A 25,669-nucleotide genomic window follows, 5' to 3' on the forward strand; every position below is an offset into this window, starting at 1 on the left:
TATTTGTTTCAAAATGGGACAATGGTTGAGTTTTCCTTGTTTCAAAATGAAGTGTTTAGGTTTGAGGTATCTCACATATTGGAAGAGTATTTCTGCTTCGCTAAGCAGAAAGGGCGCGATTGTGATTTCGATCAGCAACAGTACGCTGTGTACTTGATAGTTTCATTTGCAATGAATCCGTATATTAAGTGTATCCGTGTACTCTTTAGAAGATAGCAAGAGTCGTTGGGAGTTCTTTCAAAAACACCAATGGGTTTCTCCCGAATTTTCTAACTCCCTCATCTTTCAGTCATGGCTGCGTTGTGCCAGGCTGATGAACGCCTATGAATGGACCAGACCTCATATTGCGTCCGGTTTTACTTTCACCTCAATGAAGCGACGTTCTGAAGCTATTATCAACAGTTCAATACGTGCTTTAGAAGATGGCTATGATGTTTTAGAAGGCGAAAAGCTCTTTTTGTTCGTCACAGATGATAATGCTTGTGTGATGTATGCTCTTGGTCATGATGAACTGGCTTTGAAAATGAAAGAGCTGGGAATAAAAGAGGGAAGTTTCCTGACTGAAGATAAGATCGGGACTAATGCTGTCAGCCTTTGCATTGAAACTTATATACCAAGTGAGGTGATCGGCTTTGAGCATTTTAAGCGTGAGCTACACGATGTATTAACCGTTGCTTCACCAATTGTTGATGTCTATGGGAAATTATTGGGTACAGTGGCGATGGTTAGATATGTAGATACTTTTTGTCGTGAAAACATCGTTGTAACGTCTTCATGTGCCAAAGAGATTAGCTTGTACCTGCATGTCCATAGTGAACAAAAACTCATGAATCGTCTTTTGTCTGCTCACAACGCTGCATTAGATTATATGGAAGATGGTGTTATAACTTGGGATAGTGAGCAGGTCATATCTTATGTAAGTCCTCAAGTTGGAACATTGCTCAATGTGGATGGTAATAAATTGTTAGAGAGGAATATTTTCCGTGCTATACGATTTGCCCCCCATGTGGCACGCTGTATTGAAAAAGAAGAGATCGTACGTCGTCAGCAAACCACATTTGAAATTGACGGCTACTTTGTTGAGGCAGTTGTTACCTATCAGCATTCAGCAGATGGAACAAATTTACTTTTCATACACCCTGTTGAGCAGATAGAGCAAGCTTATCGCCCAGCGATAACCAGCGATATACAATATTCTTTTGAGAGCCTGAGCTATACCTCACCTCAGATGCTGCATTTAATTGCGGTCGCTCGCCGCCTAGTTAACGCCCGAGAACCAATATTAATTACGGGGGATGAGGGGGTTGGGAAAGAGCAATTAGCTTTGGTGATGCACAGTGAGAGCAACTACTCTAGCGGAAACTATGTCAGTTTTAACTGTAGTTCACTTGATAAAATGCAGCTAGCAGAAGAACTGTTTGGAGTTGATGGTCAACAGTCGAAGTTTGAGCTTGCTAACAAAGGTACACTCCATATCAGGCAGGTTGAAGCTCTTAACATGAAGCAGCAGCTTATGTTGCTAGAACTTATTGATTCCGGCGTGATGGCTAGAAGCGGCAGTCGCCAAGCCATAAAACTTAATCTTCAACTGATCGTCAGTTCGTCTAAAGATCTTAGAGATCTTGTTGAGCAAGGCAAATTTTCGCGTCAACTCTATTATGCATTATCATCCAATGAGCTAAGTATCCCTCCTCTCTGTGAGCGAAAAGACGATATTCGGGCTCTAATAGATAAATTTGTCAATTTTTTTGCTAGGCAGCATAAAGTCTCGATAATCATTGACGAACAAGCTGTTGGATTGCTTGTTAACTATAATTGGAACGGTAATGTAGCACAGCTTAAAAATGCCATTAATCGCTTGTTGGTTAATCGTAAGCAAAATACGATCGTGGCCGATGATATCCCAGAATCAATTAAGTCATTTAAAGATGAGTGGGAAGCTCAGCGTGTAGTAAAAACATTGTCTTTAGAAAAGTTGGAAGAGCGCGCCATTATGGAAGCTTGGAAAGAATTTGATGGGCGAATGCAAGATATGGCTGCAGCGCTAAATATTGGGCGAACAACGCTTTGGCGTAAAATAAAGAAATACCAACTTCTTCAAATAATGGATGCTGAACAAGGTCTAGACGAGACTAATGACTTGTCTAACAAACAACTTTAATTAATCTAGTTTGCTTTTTAGCGCAATGCCTAGCGCCTTGATCATCAACAGGGTAGATGTGGCGCCAGGATCTTGATAGCCAACGCTATCTTTGCCAAGTCGCCGTGCTCGTCCCTTTTTCGCCTGCATGTCGACAGTACTAACTGCCGATTCTTCGGCTGCTTTCTGCATCCTTTCTAATACTTCCTCATCTGAGACGCCTGCCTCAAGGCTTTTTATCGCTTCTAGTGTAGGAAGCCAAACGTCACACATAGTCTTATCACCCTTATTCGCTCTTCCTCTACTGATAATCCCTTCTGTACCTTGCTTTAATACTTCAATTAGTTGTTCGAGGGAAATATGGGTTCTGTTACCTACCGCGTTGGATGCACAGAAGAAAAACGTCGAGTAAAACATACCCCCAGCTCCCCCAAGATGCATACTCAATGTAAGTCCAGTATTTTTCAAGATGGTTGAAATGCTTTGTTTATGGAGTTGATCTAAATTATTAGCTGCAGAAGAAAAACCGCGAGACATATTGAAACCGTGGTCTCCATCGCCGATATCGGAGTCGAGTTCATCAAGATAAATCTGGTGTTCACGATAGGTTTGCGCGCAAAGCGCTATCCATTGGATAATGTGCTGTTTTTCTATCTGCATAATCAAGTCCTAGGTTATCAAAGTTTACCAACGTAGTTCGGCAGTATCGACGGGGGCGTCAAAAAGCTCGACCATTTCAGGGTCAGCTTGGAGAAGGGTAATCGAGAAACCTTGCATATCAATTGCGGTACAATAGTTTCCCACCATATTGCGAACAATATGATATGACTCTTTGTCGCAATTATTGAGTAACTGCTTATATGCGATATACAACTGGGATACTGGAGTGCTGCCCAAGCCGTTTACAATGGCAATATAGTTTTGGTTTGTCACGAAGTCTTCAACCCGAGTATTCACTTCATCCCATATTCCTTCTTTACGATTCCACTGACTCAATGTGCGTTCATAACGTTCATTTTCTTTTAAAGCCATAAACATCTTGTCCACTAAATCGTTTGCATTTGTAAAGTTAATTTGCGCTGTCCCAGGCTCTCCATGAATCCCAACACCGAATTCAACATCGTTCGGATTGAGATTAAAAGTAGGTATACCAGACGCTGGAACAGTGCATGGTTCTAAGGCTACCGCAATACTTCGACAATTATTAACTACCCGTTTTCCGAGTTCCTCACATTCAGCTAATGAATAACCTTGTAACGCAGCTGCGCCAACTATTTTCTCTAATAAAACGGTACCAGCACCACCGCGACGACCTTGAGTATATAAGCTATCAGTTACCGCGACATCATCATCAATTAACACGTACCCAACGTTTACTCCATCGGCATGCAGGAGCTCAGTTGCCAACTTAAAATTAATGATGTCACCAACATAGTTTTGTACAAAGAATAGTATGCCGTGTTCGGTCTTTACCTTATTGGCGCATTCGTAAATTTGGTCTGGAGTTACCCTAGTAAACATTTCTCCAGGGCAAGCCCCCGTCAACATACCCTTACCAACAAAACCAGCGTGAAGCGGTTCATGACCGGATGCACCTCCAGAAATGAGAGATACTTGGTTTGGTGATTGTTCGTGCCAGACATAACGAGGATCCGCATTAAATTTTAGCCCTGGACGCGACGCTACTAATCCATGTAGTTGATCTAACGCAACATTATTGACGCAGTTTATAAGTCCTTTCATTTTTATTCTATATTAAGTGAATTTTACGCAATTTTAAATCAGACACGATCAACTATCAAAAAAATAATATATTTCATATTGAAACGTACTTTTTTTGTGGGTTTGTTTCATTATGAAACGTAATATTTGGCTGTTTTATTTAAATATGAACTTCATCTAGTTTTAACTCAGGATTAGAAACGCTTGATATGTAATTTGACGAAGCAATCAAAGAATTGCTCTGAAGTTGATAGTGCTTTCTTTTTTAATGGGACGATTTTTTTTAATGTGGCCTCAACGCTGAAACAACACAATAAAGGTCACTCACTATGGATAAAATCATCATCAGCCCAAGCAAATATGTGCAAGGTGAAAATGCTCTTCGCTCTATTGCGGGTTATGTTAAAGCACTAGGTGAAAACCCACTTGCCATTGCCGATGGATTTGTAACGAGCTTAGTTGGCGAAACAGTAAAAAAAAGCTTCGCTGATCAAAAAATGGCTCATTCAATGGAGCTTTTCAATGGTGAGTGTTCACGCCAAGAAATCGATCGCATTATCGATATCGCCTTAACTCAAAAAAATGATGTGATTATCGGTATTGGTGGTGGCAAAACGCTAGACACAGCAAAAGCGGTCGCTTTCTACGCTAAAGTTCCTGTCGTGGTTGTACCTACGATTGCTTCAACAGATGCGCCAACTAGCGCACTGGCTGTTATCTATACTCCAGAAGGCGAATTCAGCGAGTACTTACTATTCCCACAAAACCCGAACATGGTGGTGATGGATACAGCAATCATCGCAAAAGCGCCAGTACGCTTGCTTGTGGCGGGTATGGGTGACGCACTATCTACTTACTTTGAAGCACGCGCAAACATGACTTCTGGTAAAGCGACAATGGCGGGTGGCGCACCAACACGCTCCGCTCAAGCACTGGCTAAACTATGCTATGAAACGCTACTTGCTGACGGACTTAAAGCGAAAGTTGCGGCGGAGAACGGTGTCAGTACAACGGCTTTAGAGAACATCATTGAAGCGAATACTTACTTAAGTGGTATTGGCTTTGAAAGTAGCGGCTTGGCTGCAGCGCACGCAATTCACAACGGCCTAACCAAACTAGAAGAATGTCACCACCTATATCATGGTGAGAAAGTGGCGTTTGGTACATTGACCCAACTTGTGCTTGAAAATGCACCAATAGAAGAAATCAATACCGTTCTTGAATTCTGCCGCTCTGTCGGTTTACCAACTAACCTGTTCCAGATGGGTGTAAAAGAGTTGGACCACGACAAACTACGTGAAGTCGCAGCCGGTGCAACGGCGGAAGGCGAAACTATCCACAATATGCCATTCCCAGTAACGGCGGATGCGGTTTACGCAGCGCTTCTTACTGCGCATCAACTAGGCCAGTAACCTCACGTTTAACGCGAACGAATTTATAAGACGCCCCCAATTATTAAAGGTTTAAGATGTCTGATCTAATTTTAAATAACAAAGACTCATTTGTTCTAGATTCAATTCATGGAACGCTATACGCAGCGAAAAAAGCAAACCTAACACTGCTTGATTTTGACAACGATATTAAAGTCGTAGCGCGCAACGACTGGAACAAAGACAAAGTTGCCTTAATCTGTGGTGGTGGTTCTGGCCACGAGCCTGCGCATGCTGGTTTCGTTGGTAAGGGCATGCTAACTGCTGCGGTATGTGGCGACCTATTTGCGGCCCCAAGTGTCGACGCAGTGCTTAACGCAATTTTGCACGTAACGGGTGACGCTGGCTGTTTGGTTATCATAAAAAACTACACTGGTGACCGTTTAAACTTCGGCTTAGCGGTTGAGAAAGCAAAAGAAATGGGCTGTAAGGTTGATCTCATCGTTGTGGGTGATGATATCTCTATCCCAGGTAACCCTCAGCCGCGTGGTATCGCAGGTACGCTATTTGTGCAAAAAGTGGCGGGTCATGTTGCTGAAAAAGGTGGTTCTTTAGAAGAAGTAAAGCAAGCAGCTGTTAATGCGTGTGAAAAAACAGCGTCTATTGGTGTAGCGCTAACCAGCTGTTCACTACCAGGTGAAAGCAATGACCGCATTGCGCTAGGTAAAGCGGAACTTGGTCTTGGTATTCACGGTGAACCTGGAATTGAAACGATTGATCTGCCTAAAGCAAAAGAACTCGTTTCAACGATGGTCAGCAAAATTGTTGAAGCAAAGCCAATCAAAGAAAACGCAATTCTTCTAAATAATCTTGGTGGTCTTTCTCCAATTGAGATGAACATCGTCGTGAAAGAGGTAATGGAATCTGAGCTTGGTCAAAACACTAAGCTAATCGTTACTGGCTCGTTAGTCACAGCTATCGATATGAAAGGTTTCTCTATCTCTGCTATCCAGCTTGATGATGTGATTGTTGAAGCATTGACGTCTGATGTTGATGCGGATGCATGGCCAGGTATGGTTGAGTGTCGTGAAGTGCCTATCACTAAGTGTGAAAACTTGATCGCGAGGAAGGTGTTTGAACCGTCTTACGATGAAGCAGTCGCGCAAGTACTACGCAAAGTCTGTCTGTCGGTAATCAATATCGAGGCAGAACTAAACCACCTAGATTCAATTGTTGGCGATGGCGACACAGGCTCTACTTTTGCTGCAGGTGCTCGTAAAGTGCTTGCACAACTGGAAGCAAAGCAACTACCAATGCAAGACAATGCGAAGCTACTTACGACGATTGCAGATTGCCTAACTTCTGTGATGGGTGGTTCTTCAGGTGTTCTGCTATCAATCATGTTTACAGCAGCAGGTCGTGACTTTGAGCAAAACGGCTCTTTAGCGAAAGCAATGCAAGAAGGTCTGGCTCAAATGATGGCTTACGGGGGGGCGAAGCCTGGTGATCGCACGATGCTCGATGCTCTTCACCCCGCATTTGAAGCGTGGGTTAGCGAAGGCTTCAGCGCTGCAATTAAAGCTGCAAAGGCTGGTGCAGAAGCAACGGTAAACATGAACAGTGCTAAAGCGGGCCGATCTTCTTACCTAAACAGCGATAGTTTGTCAGGTACCAAAGATCCAGGTGCTTACGCGGTAGAATCGGTGTTTAGCCAATTCTTAAAATAAATTCGTCCTCATATTCGTAATCCCACTTACATAAAAATAAGGATTGCAAACCAAATTAAGGTGTAATAAATAATTGTCACACCTTAAGAGTGACTCTAAGTGAAATAAATGGAATCTTTATTTCTGGTTAGCCAGTTAATTTTTAAGGTCAATAATATGAACAAAGAAAATCTAGCTCGTTACTTTCAGTTCGCATTAGTTATTCTAGCAGGAGGTTCAATATTTCCTTTAGTTTATTTAAAAGCGCAGTACCAAGAAACCATATTGGAAGTGTTCAGTATGTCAATGGGACAAATGAACACCATTTATACTATATTGGGTTTTGTATTCCTTATTGGATATTTTCCAAGTGGCGTTTTGTGTGACAGATTTTCAGCCAAAAAATTATTGGCGGTTTCTTTATTAGGGACTGCAGCTGGAGGTTTTTGGTTTGCACAAGTGCCTAGTTACACGAGCGTGTTAATTATTTTTGCTATTTGGGGATTCTCATCGGTGTTTACCTTCTGGGGAGCTCACCTGAAAATTACCAAAATGTTAGCGAAAGAGGGCGAAGAAGGGCGCTTCTTCGGCATTCTTGACGGTGGTCGTGGATTGGTTGAAGCTGTGTTGGCAAGTATTGGTCTTGTGATATTTACTTCAGTACTTGGTGGAAGTATTGAGTTTTCAGATAAGAAACAAGCGCTTGAGTCGGTCATTTACATGTACTCGATAGCTTTGGTTATCGCTGCTGTACTTATTATGATCTTTGTCAAAGAAGATAAAGAGGTGACTGCTGCGACCAGCGAAGACAGCAAGATCAAACTATCTGATATTGGTAAAGTGTTTAAAAATAAACTGGTTTACCTGCACGGCTTGATCATTTTTGCCGGCTATACCATTTTTTGGACCAGCTACTACATTGGTGGCTACCTGCAAACCAGTTTGGGTTTTGATGCTGTAACCGTAGGTTCGATGATGGTCGGTCTACTATGGATGCGTCCTATCGGTGGTGTGCTTGGTGGTTTCTTAGCGGACAAGCTTGGTCAGGCGAACACTATCGCAGCTGGTATCTTAGGTGGTGTAGTTTGTTTGGGAGCTTTAGTGGTTGCGCCTAGCTCGTTGCCAACCTACTTAATTACCGCATTGGTCATGGTTACAGGATTATTTTCGTACATAATTCGTGGTACTTACTGGTCGCTTCTAGGTCAATCAAAAATTGATGCTGCAATAATGGGTACAGCTATTGGTGTTATTTCAGTAGTTGGTTACATTCCAGATATCATCATTCCTGAAATGAATACAGTATTATGGGATATATACGGGAATGAAGGAGGATACCACGCTTACTTTATTGTTAGCATGATGGTGGGTCTCGTAGGTTTTGTATTGACAATGCTGTATAAGCGAGAGCAAAAAAAAACCAGTGAAGTTAGTTTTAAATCTGATAATGAGAAATTATAACAATTATCTGGCAGTTAAGTGTTAACTATTTATTCCGGAAATTAATTTTTAATTACTCATAATTAAATTCATGAAAAAAATAAAGCGAGAAGTATTATGTTTAAAATGAATATCAATAATGATAAGAGCCGTTTTCACATTAAAGACGGTCAAAAAACAATGAAGGCTGTCGTGACTATGGGTAACGGTGGTTATGAAATGCTTGAGTACAAAGATGTACCAATTCCAGTTATCAGTGAAGGTGAAGTGCTAATTAAAGTACTTGCTGCGGGTGTGAACAACACAGAAATCAATACTCGTCTTGGTTGGTACTCATCGAAAGTAACCAAAAGCACCAACGACATGAGTGTAAATGATGAAGAAAAAGGCGCAGCAGCGAAAGAGGGCGATGGTGGCTGGAGCGAAGCAACACCATTCCCGTTCATTCAAGGTACGGACTGCTGTGGTGTTGTGGTTGAAGCGTTCGAAGAAGCTGATAAGCACCTAGTGGGTAAACGTGTACTAGTACGTGCTTGTATTCGTCATGAGGGCTTTGGATCTCGCGAAAATATTTGGATGGCTTCTGATTTTGACGGTGCTTTTGCTCAATACGTTAAGATTTCTGCAAGCGAAGTATTCCCAGTTGAGTGCGACTGGACGGACGCTGAACTAGGCATTATTCCATGTGCTTACGGTACATCTGAAAATATGGTTCAACGCTCCGGTGTAAAAGCGGGTGACCGTGTGTACGTTGCGGGCGCATCTGGTGGTGTTGGTTCTGCAGTTGTACAGTTAGCAAAACGTCGTGGTGCTTACGTTATCGCAGCAGCCGAAGGTGAAGATAAAATCGAACGAGTACGTTCATACGGTGCAGATGAAGTTATCGACTTTGGTAAAAATGCGTTAGACGTTTTGGGTGAAATGTCGGTAGATATCATTATTGATAATGTGGCTGGTGACAACTTCGCAAACAACCTAAAACTGCTTAAACGTGGTGGTCGTTACGCCACTTCTGGGGCTATTGCAGGGCCAATTGTTGAGCTAGATTTCCGTACAATGTACCTGAGAGATCTGACTCTTGTTGGTTGTACAGGTTGGGATGGGGCTGTATTCCCAAGCGTAATCGAAGCAATCGAAAAAGGCGAAATTAAACCAGCGCTTTCAAAGGCTTTTCCTCTTTCAGACATCGTTGAGGCTCAAAAAGAACTCGTGAGCCGCAAACATGTAGGCAAGCTTGTTCTAATTCCTGACCACGAAGATTAATTTAGTCGAGTCGGGGTTCACTGATCCTCGACTTTTTGAGGAAATCAAAATGTCTATTTTTGAGAAAGTTCATGAGATTAAGCACCCTATGTTGACTAAGGAAAACTGGGGTGAGGAGCAGCCGCTTGTTCGTGTCAATTTTCTAGGCAAAGAACTTGATATCAGTCAACCTTCATCAACGTTTTGGGTATACCTATTGGGTGTTATCGTCACATTGGTAGGTATTCAGTTCCTTGTGATGCAAGATGGTCAAATGTCTCGCCTCTGGTGGGGGATTTCGATGATCCTTTGGGGTGTGGGTGCGCTTATTGCGGGTACGAGTTATCAAGCATTCGGTTACGAACTCAAAGCCAAATACCGAGACGCGTGTTCGTGGACCACATGGTGGGAAATTGTTTACCTAATCTTCCAACAGGTGAGCATGAATGCCATGACAATTGCTATCGCATACTCTTCAATACCACCAGAGTCAATTTGGTTTGATATCTTCATTTGGTATGCAGTGATCGTTACCGTTGGTTACACCATTCTTACTCTTTGGGGTGCATTTACCGCAACTAAATCGGTGATCACCTTTGAGTTCATGATGATGGTGTCACTACCAAGTTTCCTAGCTTTCATCTTTATAAACACGGTAAGCTATATCAACACGGGTGCTACTTATGATTTGCTTTGCATGATCTCTTGGGCTTTGATTTATGCTTCATATTACTTCTACGATAAGTACTGGAAGGCGGGTATTGGGGAAGTTCTTTGGAAAGCGAAGAAAATTTGGTTCTCTGAAAACGATGTGCTTCACGTAATTCTAATTGCATGGTCTTTAGTGATGATCGCCGTGCCGTTTTTCACATTCGATTACGTAGTTTCTAATTAATAATATCGTTTAGATATAAAGTTAATTGTTCGTAAGGGGAATATTGTTCCCCTTTATATTTATCTTTTACTGAAATACTGTCTTCTGTATGGATGATTTATTTAGAAATTCAAAGGTAAAATCTCGAAGAGAGAAAATACTATCAATAATTGATGAGTTAGGGGCTGTTAATACAAAAGAACTATCTGAATACTTTAATGTAAGCAATCATACTATTCGTCGGGATTTAAATTTTCTGTCTAAGCAACTAGATTTAAAACGATACCACGGTGGAGCGAAATGTGTTAATTCTTTGATGGTTAAATGCAAGAATAATTATCGAAGTAGAATTAAAATAGGAAATGAGATATCGGCATTATTATTTAAAGGCAGTAAAGTGTATATAGATAGTCATTATATACGCGAAACCTTTGTGGGATTGTTACCTGATTTTAACTTGAAAATAGTAACTAATGATATTTATATTTATCATTTAATTTCAGATAAAGAACATATAAGCATGTTAATGCTGGGTGGTTGTGTTGGTCAATTTGGTTGCGATTGCAATCATGCTAATGCCATTAACTCTTCTTTTTTTGATGATGTAGATATAGCAGTTGTTGAAGTTGATTATATTGATAGTGATGGCTACATACTTAGTAAATGTTCATCTCAAGCCACACGGCAAAGACTTGCTTTAGAAAATGCTAAATATAAATATGTCATTTACAAGCCAAGAAATAATCCGATATCATCGGAATATATTTACAATGTATATTCGATAGGAAAGATAGGAAACCTAACTGAGATTATTAAATGAATATGGAACGAGAAAAGTTACAATATCAATTAGAACATGCAAGAGCTAATTACTGGATTTTTACAGTCTTCTGTGGGATATTGTTAGCTCTCACTATTAATAAAATCAGATTTTTTGAATTTGATGGAATCACAGTGTGTTATGTATCTCTGTTTGCTTTAGTTGGTTATGCAACATTAAAGTTATCTGAATATATAAAAAATCTGAAAGAAAAAATGAATTAACGTTATACCTGTGATCATTGAATATACTTCATTTTCCATGAAATCAGGATCATGCTACGCATCATGAAAATCGTACTCACTCCTGAGCAAAAAAGGCAACTCCAACAGATGCATGATTCCAATCGTGATGGTCGAAATACTCCTTTTAGTTGAATGAGGCTAAATAATATAGTTTTGGTGTATGTTTTGACGTGTTTTTTAACATAAATAGAGCAAATATCCAAAATTGTCTCAAGTCAATAAGCGCAAGCTAAGTCATCTGCTTTTTGACTATGAACAAGACTTTTAGCTTTACGTCTTTTCGCGCTATGATTGAACTGTATTGTTTATCCTAGTTTGGTGATGATGGATCAGAGTCCCCGTAATTTTAGTCGTCGTGATCTTTTTCGTGGTTTAGTTGCCAGCTTATTGATAGTGCAACTTGATTATAAAAGCAAAAAAATGGGGAGCGTGATTGCTCCCCATTGTCATTTTTACCACTGGTGGCATTACTTTTCTTTGATGGCTTCACAGCCTTTAGGTACGGCGATGGTCGATACATCCTTGCCAGATGCTTTTGCCGCTTTCACATCTATTTTGTATGAGTGCATTTGCCCACACAGGCGATGAGCAATATCAGTTCCTTCATCAATGTTCCCTTATTGACAATGCGTCTATACAAAATCTTGCGCAAGTGCTTTCGGAGCAATGGCAGTATGGTGAATACATGGTCAATAAAGAGGGGGCTGTATCAACGCATCGGCTGGGAGTCTCCAGTATTGCGGCCAAAGGCTTTGAGCGCAGAGGGCCGGATATTCATCTTGAATTGTCAACAGCGGCGATGGCGTATGAATACGCACAAGGACTTAGGGCTCATCATTTTCTTTTTGATGGGGAGCAATATTCAGAAGTGCCAGCCTGCAAGGTGATCGCTGGTTTTTACAATGGCGTTCGCTCCCACTCGCAGAAGATTCAAGAATCTGAGTTAGGTACATTGCTTAATGAAATATTTGCTATTGATAACGATATGGACATTCTTGAGCTCGACTCAGCGTTGTCTAATAGCTTAATGCGTTCGTTACCCAATATCGTTAATCAGTTTGCTGGTATGGATGAAGGTGAGCGGTTTCATAAGCTGAGAGAACTCAGGGAAGAAGTGGCTAAAATTGAAAAAATAAAAAACGAATGTCGCGATTAAATATATCAGGATTCCCTTCTGTCGCTGCTGGAGTTGGAATGGAGATGACAGGAATCAAGGGTGGTGCCATCGTTGCACTTGGTGGTTGGCTCCTCAATGCCCTCAACGTATATGCAGATGAATTGGAGCTTACGAACAGCCCAATATATACCAAACTCTCAAGCTTAAACCACTTCACTAGCCATGATGCTGTAATTGTACAGCGTGTAAGAGGTTCTATCTCAAGGCGGTAATATTTAGCTGTTAGTTAAAGGGGCTATTAAGGTAACGAACCTTTTCTTGTGATGGCTTGGAGTTAGACTTTTATCACTCCCGTACCCCAAGCCGTACCCATAACGATTTTTGCTACAATTAAAACCCTTTTAAATCCTTATTTAATGAGCTCCAACATCACACCCGCTTCCATGTGGTGGGTGTAAGGGAATTGGTCGAATAGCGCGAAACGAGTCACTTTGTGTGTTTCACACAGAGTGTCTAAATTTTCTTTTAAGGTTTCTGGGTTGCAGGAGATATACACAATCCGCTCGTAGCCTTGCACCATTTTGCAGGTATCGATATCCATACCCGAGCGCGGCGGGTCAACAAAAATGGTGTTGCAACGATAGCTTTTGAGATCAACTCCCGCTTGTTGCAAACGGCGAAACTCACGTTGACCTTCCATTGCTTGAGTAAACTCTTCGGCAGACATGCGGATGATTTGCACATTGTCTATTTTATTCGCCGCAATGTTGTATTGGGCGGAATCAACAGAAGGTTTGGCTAATTCGGTTGCGAGCACTCGCTCGAAATTTTTCGCCAATGCCAGTGAAAAGTTACCATTCCCACAGTAGAGCTCTAATAAATCGCCTTGGCTCTCTTGCGTACAGTCAACGGCCCATTCCAACATTTTTTGTGCGACAGTACCGTTTGGCTGAGTAAAGCTGTTTTCCACTTGTTGATAAATATAACTTTGACCATGTACGTTCAGCTTCTCAATCACAAAATCTCGATCGAGCACGACTTTCATTTTACGTGCACGGCCAATCAAATTGAGGTTGAATCCCTCATCATTGAGACGCTGTTTTAATGCTTTTGCTTGGGTTATCCATTCTTCATCGAGTTGGCGATGATAAAGCAGAGAAACCAGTACTTCACCACTAAGAGTGGAGAGAAAATCGACTTGGAAAAGTTTACGACGCAGTGAGTCGCTGCCTTTAAGTGCATCGACCAAAAGTGGCATTAAATCATTAATTAAACGACTGGCCGCAGGAAACTGGTCAACGCGGTATTTTTCACGCGTTTCTTGATTGAACATGATGTAATAAAGCTCATCACCTTCGTGCCAAACTCTAAATTCTGCACGCATACGGTAATGCTGCTCTGGTGATTCAAACACTTCCAACTGAGGCATGTTGTATTGTGCGAACATTTGGGTCAGACGCTCGGTCTTTTCCGCCAACTGTTGCTGGTAGTGTTGTGGGTTTACATCAAGAGTCGCCATGGTATTACCTTTGCTTGGGTATGGTGCATTCAAATAATAAAGAGCGCAGATTTTATTCAATCCCTCGCGCTTGTCCAGTGTTGTCCTGAATTAGTCATCAATTGTTAAGCAACAAAGGTAGCCTATACCAATCAGTACTAGACAAATTCTTAATAGAGCCATAGTATCGCCCTCAGCTGGTACTATCTAGCGGTATAGATGGCCGAAAAGGGAATCTGGTGTAAATCCAGAACTGACGCGCAGCGGTAAGAGAGAACGAACACCCAATATGACACTGCAGGAACAAATACTGTGGGAAGTCGGGTTAGTAGGTTAATCGCTCTCAAGTCCGAATACCTGCCAGCAACTGAGTGATGCAGTGGTGTTCCACTCAGTAGGATTCACGCGATTTAGGACAACATAATGCAAAAATCAGCACTGGCGATCGCTCTAGCATCGCTGCTTACCCCTATCTCTTATTTACACGCAAATGAAGCTCAACGTACAGAAACAGTCGTTGTGACGGCGAATCGTTTTGAGCAAAAGGCCAGTTCAACCTTGGCGGATGTGGAAATTATTACCCGTCAAGATATCGAACAAACACAAGCAAAAACATTGCCTGATTTGTTGCGTAGATTAACGGGTGTTCAGGTCACGCAAAATGGCGGACGTGGTCAGTTAGCCTCTTTATTTGTACGTGGCACAAGTTCAGATCAAGTATTGGTATTAGTGGATGGAATTCGTTTTGCTCGTGCTGCAAAAGGGGCGGTCGATTTCAACCAAATTCCACTAACTTATGTTGAGCGTATTGAATATGTTCGTGGCGCTCGAGCTTCGTTATATGGATCTGAAGCGATTGGTGGTGTGATTAACATCATTACTAAAGCTCGTTCACAACAACAAGGCACAACCGTAAGTGCTGGACTGGGTTCATTGGATTACCAAGAACTTAGTATTGCTTCTGGGGTTGCGATTGGTGAAAAAGGCCAGATGAATGTGGCTTTGGGCACAGAGAGTGATAAAGGTTACAACGTCCGTCCAGTTCCTGGAGTGAATGATGGTGATCGTCACGGTTTCAGGTCAGATAATGCGTTGTTGGGTTACGTGCACCAATTTGATGAGTCTTGGTCTTTGTTTGCCAACGCCCGCGCTTATGAAAATATTTATCAGTACGACAACAGCTATGGTGTTCGTGACTATAAAGAGGCAGAAAAGGATGACCTTTCTTTTACAATTGGCACTCAGTATCAAAGTGAACGTTGGTTATCTGAATTGCAGCTAACTACCCAGAAGCAAAAATCATGGGATTACACCCAATCTAAAGGAAAATACTCGGACACATCGGATAATCTTGAACAACGAAATATCCAGTGGATTAACCGCTATTTGGTCAATGATGTGTGGACGTTGGCTGGTGGTGTGGACTGGCGAGACGAGTCGTATCTTGATAAAACGGAGGATAAAGAGTTTGACCGCAGCAACACTGCTGCATTTGCTGTGGTTGCTGCTGAGTGGCAACAATGGCTGTTGGAGGCAAGTCTACGCTTTGATGATAACCAAGAGTATGGTTCGCAAACTACCCACAACATTGCTCTAGGGTATCAGTTTATCCCTGAGTTCGGGGTTAAAGCATCTTATGGCTCAGCATTTAAGGCTCCCAATTTATATCAACAGTACGCTCCATCTTCTGGCAATGCTAATTTACAACCGGAAGACGCAGATTCAGCAGAGTTGAGCTTCTACGGCTTATTTTCAGGTATTAAATGGTCTATCACTGGCTATGATTACAAAATCAATAACCTGATCGATTACAACTCAACAACGAAGAAGTACCAAAACGTAATTGGTGAAAGCCATATAAAAGGAGTTGAGTTTACAACCGAGTTTGCCACTGGAATTGTGCAGCACCAGTTAAGTGTTGACCTAAAAGATGCCGATGATAGTAAAGGGAAAACATTACAGCGTCGTGCTGAGCATATGTATAAGTGGAATGCGCTAGTGGCTTTCGAACAACTCGATTGGTCAATCGGATATCAATATGTAGGTAAACGTCCAGACAAAATTTATCCTTCTCAATATATAACGCTTGATGCTTATTCTCTCGTTGATACCTCAGTTAGCTACTATGTCACAGACTCGACGACTATTAGCGCTCGAATTGATAATTTATTAGATAAAGAGTACGAAACCGCCAATGGCTATCCTGCTGCTGAGCGCGCGTATTATCTTAATATTGGTTATCAGTTTTAAACGCAGGCATTGTCTTTAATCAAAAGCCAGTCAGAACATCTGACTGGCTTTTATTGTTTAATGCGTTATGTTAGTAGCGAGCCACTAAACTGACATTGTTAAACTCAGTGGTGCCATAGAGTGTAATGAAGTGGCGACCTGCTCGGGTATAAGTGAAGGTACAAACTTCATTATTGCCGTTACGGTAAGATGCGCAATCCCAAGCAGAAGGTTCTGGTTCTCTACCCAAACGAACGTAGAGATCAAGATTCCCCCTACCTCCGTTGGTCTCGATACTCAAGCGACGACCTGCAGGCACATCAATATAGAATTTTTTCAATTCACCTTGCTTGCCGCTGATGCCTGTAACCACTTTACCATTAGTCAGTTGACTATCCGGTTGCGGTTGCGGTTGCGGCTCTGGTTGCGGATTTGGCTCAGGATCCGGAGTGGTATTGTTATCGGTCAAACTATACAGCAGCTTATTAGTCGTGCCGCGCGTGTCGCTGACTTTGCCTTTGGTTGAGCGGTCGCTAAGCAGCGTTTTGATTTGATTCGGAGAGAGGTTCTTATTCTCTTGTAAGTACAAGGCTACGACCCCAGCTACATGCGGTGCCGCCATTGATGTGCCTCCCATAGTGGTGGTGCCTGTGTCTTTATGTGAAGCTGAGGTGACATCAGAGCCGGGAGCAAAAATATCAACACAGTTGCCCCAGTTAGAAGCCCACCAAAAGCTGCCATCTTGGCGTAAGTGATAAGAACGACGATCATTGCTATCGGTGGCGCCTACAGTGATACCACTTGGTTCACGTGCAGGGGATACTTGGCAAGCATCTTTATTATCGTTACCAGCAGCAATGACCGCAGTGACTCCTCTTTGGACGAGTCGAGCGACTGCTTGATCCATCGCCTGAGATATCCCTCCCCCTAAACTCAAATTGGCAACAGAAGGGCCGGACGCGTTTTGAGCCACCCAGTCAATACCACGGGCGATCGCTTCAGTTGAACCACTACCATCACATCCCAGCACTCGCACACCAACTAAGTTAACGTTTTTAGCTACACCGTATTGAGCGCCACCGATAGTGCCAGCCACGTGTGTGCCGTGGCCTTGGCAGTCACTTGCATCATTATCGTTATCGATAAAGTCATAGCCGGATTGTGCTCGTCCACCAAATTCGGGATGGTTGAAAGCAATACCGGTATCGATCACATAAGCAGTAACGCCACTGCCATCATAGTTGTAGTTATAACTACGATTAAGCGGTAGATCGCGCTGATCGATGCGGTCGATTCCCCAGGTTACGTTATCTTGAGCCGCATTCGCTGATGCAGAGATGATCGGATTAACCGTAATAATTTGGTTTTGCTCGATATAGTCGACGTTAGGATCAGCACGGAGAGTTTGTAATTGCTCAGCCGTTAGCTCTGCAGAAAAACCGCTTAACGCACTATCAAAAACATGTTTGATTTCGAGTGCATGCTTATTGGCTAATGCATTGACAGAGCGTTGAGTAAATTGCTGAAAAGCTTGCAAGTCATTACTCATGATTGTCGCTGGTTGTTTGAGTACAACAATATATTGATTTTTAATGCCTTTCCCTGAAGCGGCTTTCATCAATGGTGCTAATTGTTGAGGAGATGGTTTGCCAACAAACTCATTGGGCTGGGCTAATGCTGATGTTGCTGCGACGGAAAACGTCGAGACAATACATAAGCTTAAAAACTTTTTAAACATGATAGGTTTCCTTGAAAAGTGAATAAAAATGTTTGGATCGTGGCTCTCAACATAACGTTGGGCGCACAAGCAACGCTCTTTTGGTTCCAAAGCGGCTGCGCGTGAAAACTGTTTATAGCTTTCACATCTACACATTAAACTCACGCTGTTTGTTTTTTGTTCTATTTTTGTAAGGTGAACGTCAGGTCGTATATGCGTCTTCTTATTGATACAAATAGATTTTTTGCTCTAATCGATATGTATGTTTTTACAATATTGAGAGTAATATTTGTACTGAGTGTTGAGCCGGCAACGTATGTTTAAAATACAAAATGGAGTGCTTTTATTCACTAGAACAAGCTCATTGACACAGTAATTACTGAATGTGAGATCATCTACCAGCTTGATCGAGTCTAGAAATGACAATTCAAACTAACATCTCTTTTAACAAAAGGTATCTGGCATAGATTGCCTAATCGAAAAGAGCGAGTATGATCAGAACGTTTTTCTTAGTAAGGTGCTCAGAGTGTCGCAACCGTCTCAGCTTAATGTGCTTATCTTTGACTCTGGTGTTGGTGGGTTATCGGTTTATAAAGAGGTCCAAGCCAAACTACCACAATTGAACTACATCTACCTGTTTGACAATGAAGCTTATCCTTATGGTGAGCTCAATCAAGAGGTGTTAATTAAGCGTGTGGTTAGGTTGGTAAGCGATGTCGTGGTGAAAGAGCGCATTGATTTGGTCGTTATTGCTTGTAATACCGCAAGCACTATCGTCTTACCCAAGCTGCGTTCTTGTCTTGCTGTACCGGTTGTGGGGGTTGTTCCTGCGATTAAACCAGCCTCATCACTGGCCAATAAAGCCGTGGGACTCATTGCTACCCCAGCGACTATCACTCGTCAATACACTCACGATTTGATTCGAGATTTTTCATCTGACAAGAATGTTGAATTGCTAGGGTCAACGCGCTTAGTGGATATGGCAGAAGAAAAATTGAGGGGCAAAGCTGTCGATCTTGCAGAATTAAAAGAGATTCTTAGCCCTTTGGTGAACCGTATTGATGTGGCGGTCCTTGGCTGTACACACTTCCCATTAATAAAAGAAGAGATCCAAGCCGTATTAGGGAAGAGTGTCGTGCTAGTTGATTCCGGAGAAGCTATTGCTCGTCGTGTGCAAGAGCTATTGGGCGTGAAAAGCGAGCCACAATGCAAAATCAAACAACACAAGATATTATCAAGCGCACCTCCTTGGCAAGAAAGCGCGCTCAATAGTCGATTAGCTCACTTAGGGTTTACTCCTGTTCAAACATATCGTCATCAGGATGTTTAGGATCATTCGCCACACGTACCTTCAACGTACGCTGCATATAGTCTTTCTCATTCAGTGCTGAAATAGCACCATCTACATCAGCAGAAGCTATCACAACAAAGCCAAAGCCTCGCCTCTTGCCTGTGCGTTTGTCTTTCATTAAGCGAACAGCAAAAACTTCACCGTGTTTAGCAAATAGTTCACGGACGTGAGCCTCATTGGCTTTGTATGGCAAATTTCCGACATACAGTGTTTTCGTTGAGAGTTTTGATTCCTCATCGATTACCGTGTTGCTGCCAAAAAATTTAAAAACAAAAGCGGAAGAGACAACACCAAGAACAAAAGTAATTGCGGGAGACAGCGCGACCAGAGAAAAGAGGATTGCGCCTATGATTGCAAGAGATGCAATCAGTACAGTCGATTTATTAGAGTTCATATTTGAATACTACATATCAAGTAAAAGAAGAAGGATGTCTAGGATTAACAAAATAGACACATCAATCTTACGTTTATGCTTGGTGTTTTTCCAACCAATTGCTGTGATAACCTTCAAATGTTGAAGTTTTATTCAATAAAACGCGACATTGGTGGCTTTTTAAGCGAATGAAAGGTGATTTTAAAAAAGAACTTGTCACATCGTAAAACCTCCCTATAATGCCGCCTCACTGACACGGAGTGAGGCAAGCCTCACAAACGAGTTACTAGTTGAAAGAGAAAGATAGTTAAAAATAACTCTTGACTCTTAAAAACTAAAGCGTATTATTCGCACCCCTAGCGACACGGACTTAACGGTCTTGTTCGACAGGAACGCTCTTTAACAATATAAACCTATCAATCTGTGTGGGCACTCGTTGATGATAATCGAAAAAGATTTATCAATGAACTGAGTGACCTGAACTAGCAATAGTTCGAATGCTTTTTGATTTCACTTTTTCTTAAAAAGTGAAGACCAAGAAGCGGCACAGTCAATTCATTGTTGTTCTGTTGGAACAACAATAGCTTTAAAATTACTTTTTTACTTTCGAGTAAGAGCAGTTTTGAAGTCAGTATTCATTGAGCCGGTCTTAGGACCAACAAAACTTTAATTGAAGAGTTTGATCATGGCTCAGATTGAACGCTGGCGGCAGGCCTAACACATGCAAGTCGAGCGGCAGCACAGAGGAACTTGTTCCTTGGGTGGCGAGCGGCGGACGGGTGAGTAATGCCTAGGAAATTGCCCTGATGTGGGGGATAACCATTGGAAACGATGGCTAATACCGCATGATGCCTACGGGCCAAAGAGGGGGACCTTCGGGCCTCTCGCGTCAGGATATGCCTAGGTGGGATTAGCTAGTTGGTGAGGTAATGGCTCACCAAGGCGACGATCCCTAGCTGGTCTGAGAGGATGATCAGCCACACTGGAACTGAGACACGGTCCAGACTCCTACGGGAGGCAGCAGTGGGGAATATTGCACAATGGGCGCAAGCCTGATGCAGCCATGCCGCGTGTATGAAGAAGGCCTTCGGGTTGTAAAGTACTTTCAGTCGTGAGGAAGGTGGTGTTGTTAATAGCAGCATCATTTGACGTTAGCGACAGAAGAAGCACCGGCTAACTCCGTGCCAGCAGCCGCGGTAATACGGAGGGTGCGAGCGTTAATCGGAATTACTGGGCGTAAAGCGCATGCAGGTGGTGGATTAAGTCAGATGTGAAAGCCCGGGGCTCAACCTCGGAACCGCATTTGAAACTGGTTCACTAGAGTACTGTAGAGGGGGGTAGAATTTCAGGTGTAGCGGTGAAATGCGTAGAGATCTGAAGGAATACCGGTGGCGAAGGCGGCCCCCTGGACAGATACTGACACTCAGATGCGAAAGCGTGGGGAGCAAACAGGATTAGATACCCTGGTAGTCCACGCCGTAAACGATGTCTACTTGGAGGTTGTGGCCTTGAGCCGTGGCTTTCGGAGCTAACGCGTTAAGTAGACCGCCTGGGGAGTACGGTCGCAAGATTAAAACTCAAATGAATTGACGGGGGCCCGCACAAGCGGTGGAGCATGTGGTTTAATTCGATGCAACGCGAAGAACCTTACCTACTCTTGACATCTACAGAATCCTGCGGAGACGCGGGAGTGCCTTCGGGAACTGTAAGACAGGTGCTGCATGGCTGTCGTCAGCTCGTGTTGTGAAATGTTGGGTTAAGTCCCGCAACGAGCGCAACCCTTATCCTTGTTTGCCAGCACGTAATGGTGGGAACTCCAGGGAGACTGCCGGTGATAAACCGGAGGAAGGTGGGGACGACGTCAAGTCATCATGGCCCTTACGAGTAGGGCTACACACGTGCTACAATGGCGCATACAGAGGGCAGCAAGCTAGCGATAGTGAGCGAATCCCAAAAAGTGCGTCGTAGTCCGGATTGGAGTCTGCAACTCGACTCCATGAAGTCGGAATCGCTAGTAATCGTAGATCAGAATGCTACGGTGAATACGTTCCCGGGCCTTGTACACACCGCCCGTCACACCATGGGAGTGGGCTGCACCAGAAGTGGTTAGTTTAACCGCACTTTCTTCGGAGAGAGTGGAGGACGATCACCACGGTGTGGTTCATGACTGGGGTGAAGTCGTAACAAGGTAGCGCTAGGGGAACCTGGCGCTGGATCACCTCCTTATACGAAGATTACACTGATGAGTGTCCACACAGATTGATGGTTTATACAGTTTAAGAGACGAGGATGTTGCCAAACATTCTTACTTAGTGTCCCGTTCGTCTAGAGGCCTAGGACACCGCCCTTTCACGGCGGTAACAGGGGTTCGACTCCCCTACGGGATACCATCTTTAAATGTTCTTACGAGAATCTTTAAAAATGGTTTCTTTCTTTAGTAGAAAGTCAAATCGTGCTCTTTAACAATTTGGAAAGCTGACTGATAACAACGAACGTGTTTGTTGTTATCAAATAAAAGTTCTCAACATCAATGCGTTTAACGTATTGATACCAAACACATTCAAGTGTTCTTGGGAAAGCTTACTGCGGTAAGTTTTCAAAATTGAGTCCGGCAAAATCAAACGTCTCTCGCTCATTCAAATAATGAGAGACAACCTTGGTGACTTGTCTGCAACACGAAACTTCTTCGGGTTGTATGGTTAAGTGACTAAGCGTACACGGTGGATGCCTTGGCAGTCAGAGGCGATGAAGGACGTAGTAACTTGCGATAAGCGTAGATTAGGCAGTAACAGCCACTTGAGTCTACGATTTCCGAATGGGGAAACCCACGTGCATAAGCACGTATCCTTACCTGAATACATAGGGTAAGGAGGCAAACCGGGGGAACTGAAACATCTAAGTACCCCGAGGAGAAGAAATCAACAGAGATTCCGAAAGTAGCGGCGAGCGAAATTGGACTAGCCCTTAAGCTTTTAATGATGCAGGTGAAGCCTCTGGAAAGTGGCGCAATAAAGGGTGATAGCCCCGTAACTGTTCCATCATTATAAGTGAAATCGAGTAAGGCGGGACACGTGTTATCCTGTCTGAACATGGGGGGACCATCCTCCAAGGCTAAATACTACTGACTGACCGATAGTGAACCAGTACCGTGAGGGAAAGGCGAAAAGAACCCCTGTGAGGGGAGTGAAATAGAACCTGAAACCGTGTACGTACAAGCAGTAGGAGCAGGCATTGTCCTGTGACTGCGTACCTTTTGTATAATGGGTCAGCGACTTATATTCAGTGGCAAGGTTAACCGAATAGGGGAGCCGTAGGGAAACCGAGTCTTAACTGGGCGCTTTAGTCTCTGGATATAGACCCGAAACCGGGTGATCTAGCCATGGGCAGGTTGAAGGTTGAGTAACATCAACTGGAGGACCGAACCGACTAATGTTGAAAAATTAGCGGATGACTTGTGGCTAGGGGTGAAAGGCCAATCAAACTCGGAGATAGCTGGTTCTCCCCGAAAGCTATTTAGGTAGCGCCTCGGACGAATACTACTGGGGGTAGAGCACTGTTAAGGCTAGGGGGTCATCCCGACTTACCAACCCTTTGCAAACTCCGAATACCAGTAAGTACTATCCGGGAGACACACGGCGGGTGCTAACGTCCGTCGTGGAGAGGGAAACAACCCAGACCGCCAGCTAAGGTCCCAAATTACTACTAAGTGGGAAACGATGTGGGAAGGCTCAGACAGCCAGGATGTTGGCTTAGAAGCAGCCATCATTTAAAGAAAGCGTAATAGCTCACTGGTCGAGTCGGCCTGCGCGGAAGATGTAACGGGGCTAAGTAGTAAACCGAAGCTGCGGCAATACAGTTTACTGTATTGGGTAGGGGAGCGTTCTGTAAGCCGTTGAAGGTGTGTTGTAAAGCATGCTGGAGGTATCAGAAGTGCGAATGCTGACATGAGTAACGATAAGGGGGGTGAAAAACCTCCCCGCCGGAAGACCAAGGGTTCCTGTCCAACGTTAATCGGGGCAGGGTAAGTCGACCCCTAAGGCGAGGCTGAAAAGCGTAGTCGATGGGAAACGGGTTAATATTCCCGTACTGCTTATAATTGCGATGGGGGGACGGAGAAGGCTAGGTGGGCCAGGCGACGGTTGTCCTGGTTCAAGTGCGTAGGCTAAGAGACTAGGTAAATCCGGTTTCTTGTTAGGCTGAGACACGACGTCGAGCTGCTACGGCAGTGAAGTCATTGATGCCCTGCTTCCAGGAAAAGCCTCTAAGCTTCAGATTATAAGCAATCGTACCCCAAACCGACACAGGTGGTCGGGTAGAGAATACCAAGGCGCTTGAGAGAACTCGGGTGAAGGAACTAGGCAAAATGGTACCGTAACTTCGGGAGAAGGTACGCTCTTATTGGTGAAGTCCCTTGCGGATGGAGCTGACGAGAGTCGCAGATACCAGGTGGCTGCAACTGTTTATTAAAAACACAGCACTGTGCAAAATCGCAAGATGACGTATACGGTGTGACGCCTGCCCGGTGCCGGAAGGTTAATTGATGGGGTTAGACTTAGGTCGAAGCTCTTGATCGAAGCCCCGGTAAACGGCGGCCGTAACTATAACGGTCCTAAGGTAGCGAAATTCCTTGTCGGGTAAGTTCCGACCTGCACGAATGGCGTAATGATGGCCACGCTGTCTCCACCCGAGACTCAGTGAAATTGAAATCGCTGTGAAGATGCAGTGTACCCGCGGCTAGACGGAAAGACCCCGTGAACCTTTACTACAGCTTGGCACTGAACATTGAACCTACATGTGTAGGATAGGTGGGAGACTTAGAAGCGCAGTCGCTAGATTGCGTGGAGTCGACCTTGAAATACCACCCTTGTCGTTTTGATGTTCTAACGTAGGCCCCTCATCGGGGTTGCGGACAGTGCCTGGTGGGTAGTTTGACTGGGGCGGTCTCCTCCCAAAGAGTAACGGAGGAGCACGAAGGTGGGCTAATCACGGTTGGACATCGTGAGGTTAGTGCAATGGCATAAGCCCGCTTAACTGCGAGAATGACGGTTCGAGCAGGTACGAAAGTAGGTCATAGTGATCCGGTGGTTCTGAATGGAAGGGCCATCGCTCAACGGATAAAAGGTACTCCGGGGATAACAGGCTGATACCGCCCAAGAGTTCATATCGACGGCGGTGTTTGGCACCTCGATGTCGGCTCATCACATCCTGGGGCTGAAGTCGGTCCCAAGGGTATGGCTGTTCGCCATTTAAAGTGGTACGCGAGCTGGGTTTAGAACGTCGTGAGACAGTTCGGTCCCTATCTGCCGTGGGCGTTGGAAGATTGAAGGGGGCTGCTCCTAGTACGAGAGGACCGGAGTGGACGAACCGCTGGTGTTCGGGTTGTCATGCCAATGGCATTGCCCGGTAGCTAAGTTCGGAATTGATAAGCGCTGAAAGCATCTAAGCGCGAAGCGAGCCCTGAGATGAGTCTTCCCTGGCACTTTAAGTGTCCTAAAGGGTTGTTCGAGACTAGAACGTTGATAGGTTGGGTGTGTAAGCGCTGCGAGGCGTTGAGCTAACCAATACTAATTGCCCGTGAGGCTTAACCATACAACACCGAAGGGGTTTTGTGGACTCAATGAAAGAACATTGAATGTGTGAATGAGAATGAAGCAGCTTTCCGAATTAAGAAATTTGCTTGGCGACCATAGCGTTGTGGACCCACCTGACTCCATGCCGAACTCAGAAGTGAAACACAACAGCGCCGATGGTAGTGTGGGGTCTCCCCATGTGAGAGTAGGACATCGCCAGGCTTTGACTTGTTGTTTTTAGATTTTTTTTAAAAA

At 43.8% G+C, this 25,669-nt stretch carries 16 protein-coding genes, 1 tRNA gene, 3 rRNA genes and 1 riboswitch; of the genes, 15 read left to right on the forward strand and 5 right to left on the reverse strand.

What is annotated here, in order from left to right; all coding sequences use genetic code 11:
• Window positions 1-196: 196 nt before the first annotated feature.
• A complete protein-coding gene (gene dhaR / locus CCZ37_RS00855; RefSeq protein WP_157729192.1) occupies window positions 197-2,161 on the forward strand; it encodes a dihydroxyacetone kinase operon transcriptional regulator DhaR in 1,965 nt (654 codons plus the stop codon).
• Here the strand turns inward: dhaR and dhaL are convergent, their stop codons facing one another.
• Entirely contained in the window at window positions 2,162-2,800 is a 639-nt protein-coding gene (dhaL, locus tag CCZ37_RS00860) for a dihydroxyacetone kinase subunit DhaL (protein ID WP_094499531.1), read from the reverse strand.
• Window positions 2,801-2,824: 24 nt separating this feature from the next.
• Entirely contained in the window at window positions 2,825-3,883 is a 1,059-nt protein-coding gene (locus CCZ37_RS00865; RefSeq protein ID WP_094499532.1) for a dihydroxyacetone kinase subunit DhaK, read from the reverse strand.
• A 308-nt stretch (window positions 3,884-4,191) separates the two neighbouring features.
• Between CCZ37_RS00865 and CCZ37_RS00870 the strand changes: the two genes are divergently transcribed.
• The 8 genes from CCZ37_RS00870 to CCZ37_RS00910 all read left to right on the forward strand — a co-directional run bounded on the left by CCZ37_RS00870 (window position 4,192) and on the right by CCZ37_RS00910 (window position 12,715).
• Window positions 4,192-5,274, forward strand: a complete 1,083-nt coding sequence (locus tag CCZ37_RS00870) for a glycerol dehydrogenase (RefSeq protein ID WP_094499533.1) — start codon at window positions 4,192-4,194, stop codon at window positions 5,272-5,274.
• A gap of 56 nt (window positions 5,275-5,330) precedes the next feature.
• Window positions 5,331-6,959, forward strand: a complete 1,629-nt coding sequence (locus tag CCZ37_RS00875) for a dihydroxyacetone kinase subunit DhaK (protein ID WP_094499534.1) — start codon at window positions 5,331-5,333, stop codon at window positions 6,957-6,959.
• A 108-nt stretch (window positions 6,960-7,067) separates the two neighbouring features.
• On the forward strand, window positions 7,068-8,399 hold the full coding sequence (locus CCZ37_RS00880) for an MFS transporter (RefSeq protein WP_208613921.1): 1,332 nt from the start codon (window positions 7,068-7,070) through the stop codon (window positions 8,397-8,399).
• 96 nt (window positions 8,400-8,495) lie between these two features.
• Entirely contained in the window at window positions 8,496-9,641 is a 1,146-nt protein-coding gene (locus CCZ37_RS00885) for a zinc-binding dehydrogenase (RefSeq protein ID WP_244187275.1), read from the forward strand.
• A 49-nt stretch (window positions 9,642-9,690) separates the two neighbouring features.
• Window positions 9,691-10,515: a hypothetical protein gene (locus CCZ37_RS00890; RefSeq protein WP_094499535.1), complete on the forward strand. Its 825-nt coding sequence runs from the start codon at window positions 9,691-9,693 to the stop codon at window positions 10,513-10,515.
• Between the two features lie 88 nt (window positions 10,516-10,603).
• The gene (locus tag CCZ37_RS00895) at window positions 10,604-11,314 is read left to right on the forward strand and encodes a DeoR family transcriptional regulator (RefSeq protein WP_094499536.1); all 711 of its coding nucleotides are present in this window, start codon (window positions 10,604-10,606) and stop codon (window positions 11,312-11,314) included.
• Window positions 11,311-11,538 (forward strand): hypothetical protein, encoded by a 228-nt coding sequence (locus CCZ37_RS00900; RefSeq protein WP_094499537.1) that lies wholly within the window; start codon window positions 11,311-11,313, stop codon window positions 11,536-11,538. Before CCZ37_RS00895 ends, CCZ37_RS00900 begins: the two co-directional genes overlap by 4 nt.
• A 580-nt stretch (window positions 11,539-12,118) precedes the next feature.
• Window positions 12,119-12,715 (forward strand): hypothetical protein, encoded by a 597-nt coding sequence (locus tag CCZ37_RS00910; protein WP_244187276.1) that lies wholly within the window; start codon window positions 12,119-12,121, stop codon window positions 12,713-12,715.
• A 370-nt stretch (window positions 12,716-13,085) separates the two neighbouring features.
• Here CCZ37_RS00910 and trmA read toward each other — a convergent pair whose 3' ends face one another.
• Entirely contained in the window at window positions 13,086-14,195 is a 1,110-nt protein-coding gene (gene trmA / locus CCZ37_RS00915) for a tRNA (uridine(54)-C5)-methyltransferase TrmA (protein WP_094499538.1), read from the reverse strand.
• A 160-nt stretch (window positions 14,196-14,355) separates the two neighbouring features.
• A riboswitch (cobalamin riboswitch) is annotated at window positions 14,356-14,553 on the forward strand.
• Between the two features lie 44 nt (window positions 14,554-14,597).
• Here trmA and btuB point away from each other — a divergent pair.
• Window positions 14,598-16,424, forward strand: coding sequence for a TonB-dependent vitamin B12 receptor (gene btuB, locus CCZ37_RS00920; RefSeq protein ID WP_094499539.1), 1,827 nt, complete (start codon window positions 14,598-14,600; stop codon window positions 16,422-16,424).
• A 70-nt stretch (window positions 16,425-16,494) separates the two neighbouring features.
• On the opposite strand, the gene CCZ37_RS00925 is transcribed toward btuB, so the two are convergent.
• Complete coding sequence (locus tag CCZ37_RS00925; protein ID WP_094499540.1) at window positions 16,495-18,141, reverse strand: S8 family peptidase; 1,647 nt, start codon at window positions 18,139-18,141, stop codon at window positions 16,495-16,497.
• Window positions 18,142-18,646: 505 nt separating this feature from the next.
• Between CCZ37_RS00925 and murI the strand changes: the two genes are divergently transcribed.
• Window positions 18,647-19,450, forward strand: coding sequence for a glutamate racemase (murI, locus tag CCZ37_RS00930; RefSeq protein WP_208613922.1), 804 nt, complete (start codon window positions 18,647-18,649; stop codon window positions 19,448-19,450).
• Here murI and CCZ37_RS00935 read toward each other — a convergent pair.
• Complete coding sequence (locus tag CCZ37_RS00935) at window positions 19,413-19,865, reverse strand: RNA recognition motif domain-containing protein (protein ID WP_094499542.1); 453 nt, start codon at window positions 19,863-19,865, stop codon at window positions 19,413-19,415. The genes murI and CCZ37_RS00935 overlap by 38 nt on opposite strands.
• Before the next feature lie 646 nt (window positions 19,866-20,511).
• On the opposite strand from CCZ37_RS00935, the gene CCZ37_RS00945 reads away from it, so the two are divergent.
• From CCZ37_RS00945 to rrf, 4 genes are all read left to right on the forward strand, one after another.
• A 16S ribosomal RNA gene (locus CCZ37_RS00945) occupies window positions 20,512-22,070 on the forward strand.
• Between the two features lie 88 nt (window positions 22,071-22,158).
• Window positions 22,159-22,234, forward strand: a tRNA-Glu gene (locus CCZ37_RS00950).
• A gap of 307 nt (window positions 22,235-22,541) precedes the next feature.
• A 23S ribosomal RNA gene (locus tag CCZ37_RS00955) occupies window positions 22,542-25,433 on the forward strand.
• Between the two features lie 87 nt (window positions 25,434-25,520).
• Window positions 25,521-25,636 (forward strand): 5S ribosomal RNA (gene rrf / locus CCZ37_RS00960).
• Together the 16S, 23S and 5S rRNA genes with 1 tRNA gene alongside form the textbook arrangement of a ribosomal RNA operon.
• Window positions 25,637-25,669 lie beyond the last annotated feature (33 nt).

Origin of the sequence: Vibrio qinghaiensis (assembly GCF_002257545.1) — a bacterium.
Classification (GTDB): Bacteria; Pseudomonadota; Gammaproteobacteria; order Enterobacterales; family Vibrionaceae; genus Vibrio; species Vibrio ordalii.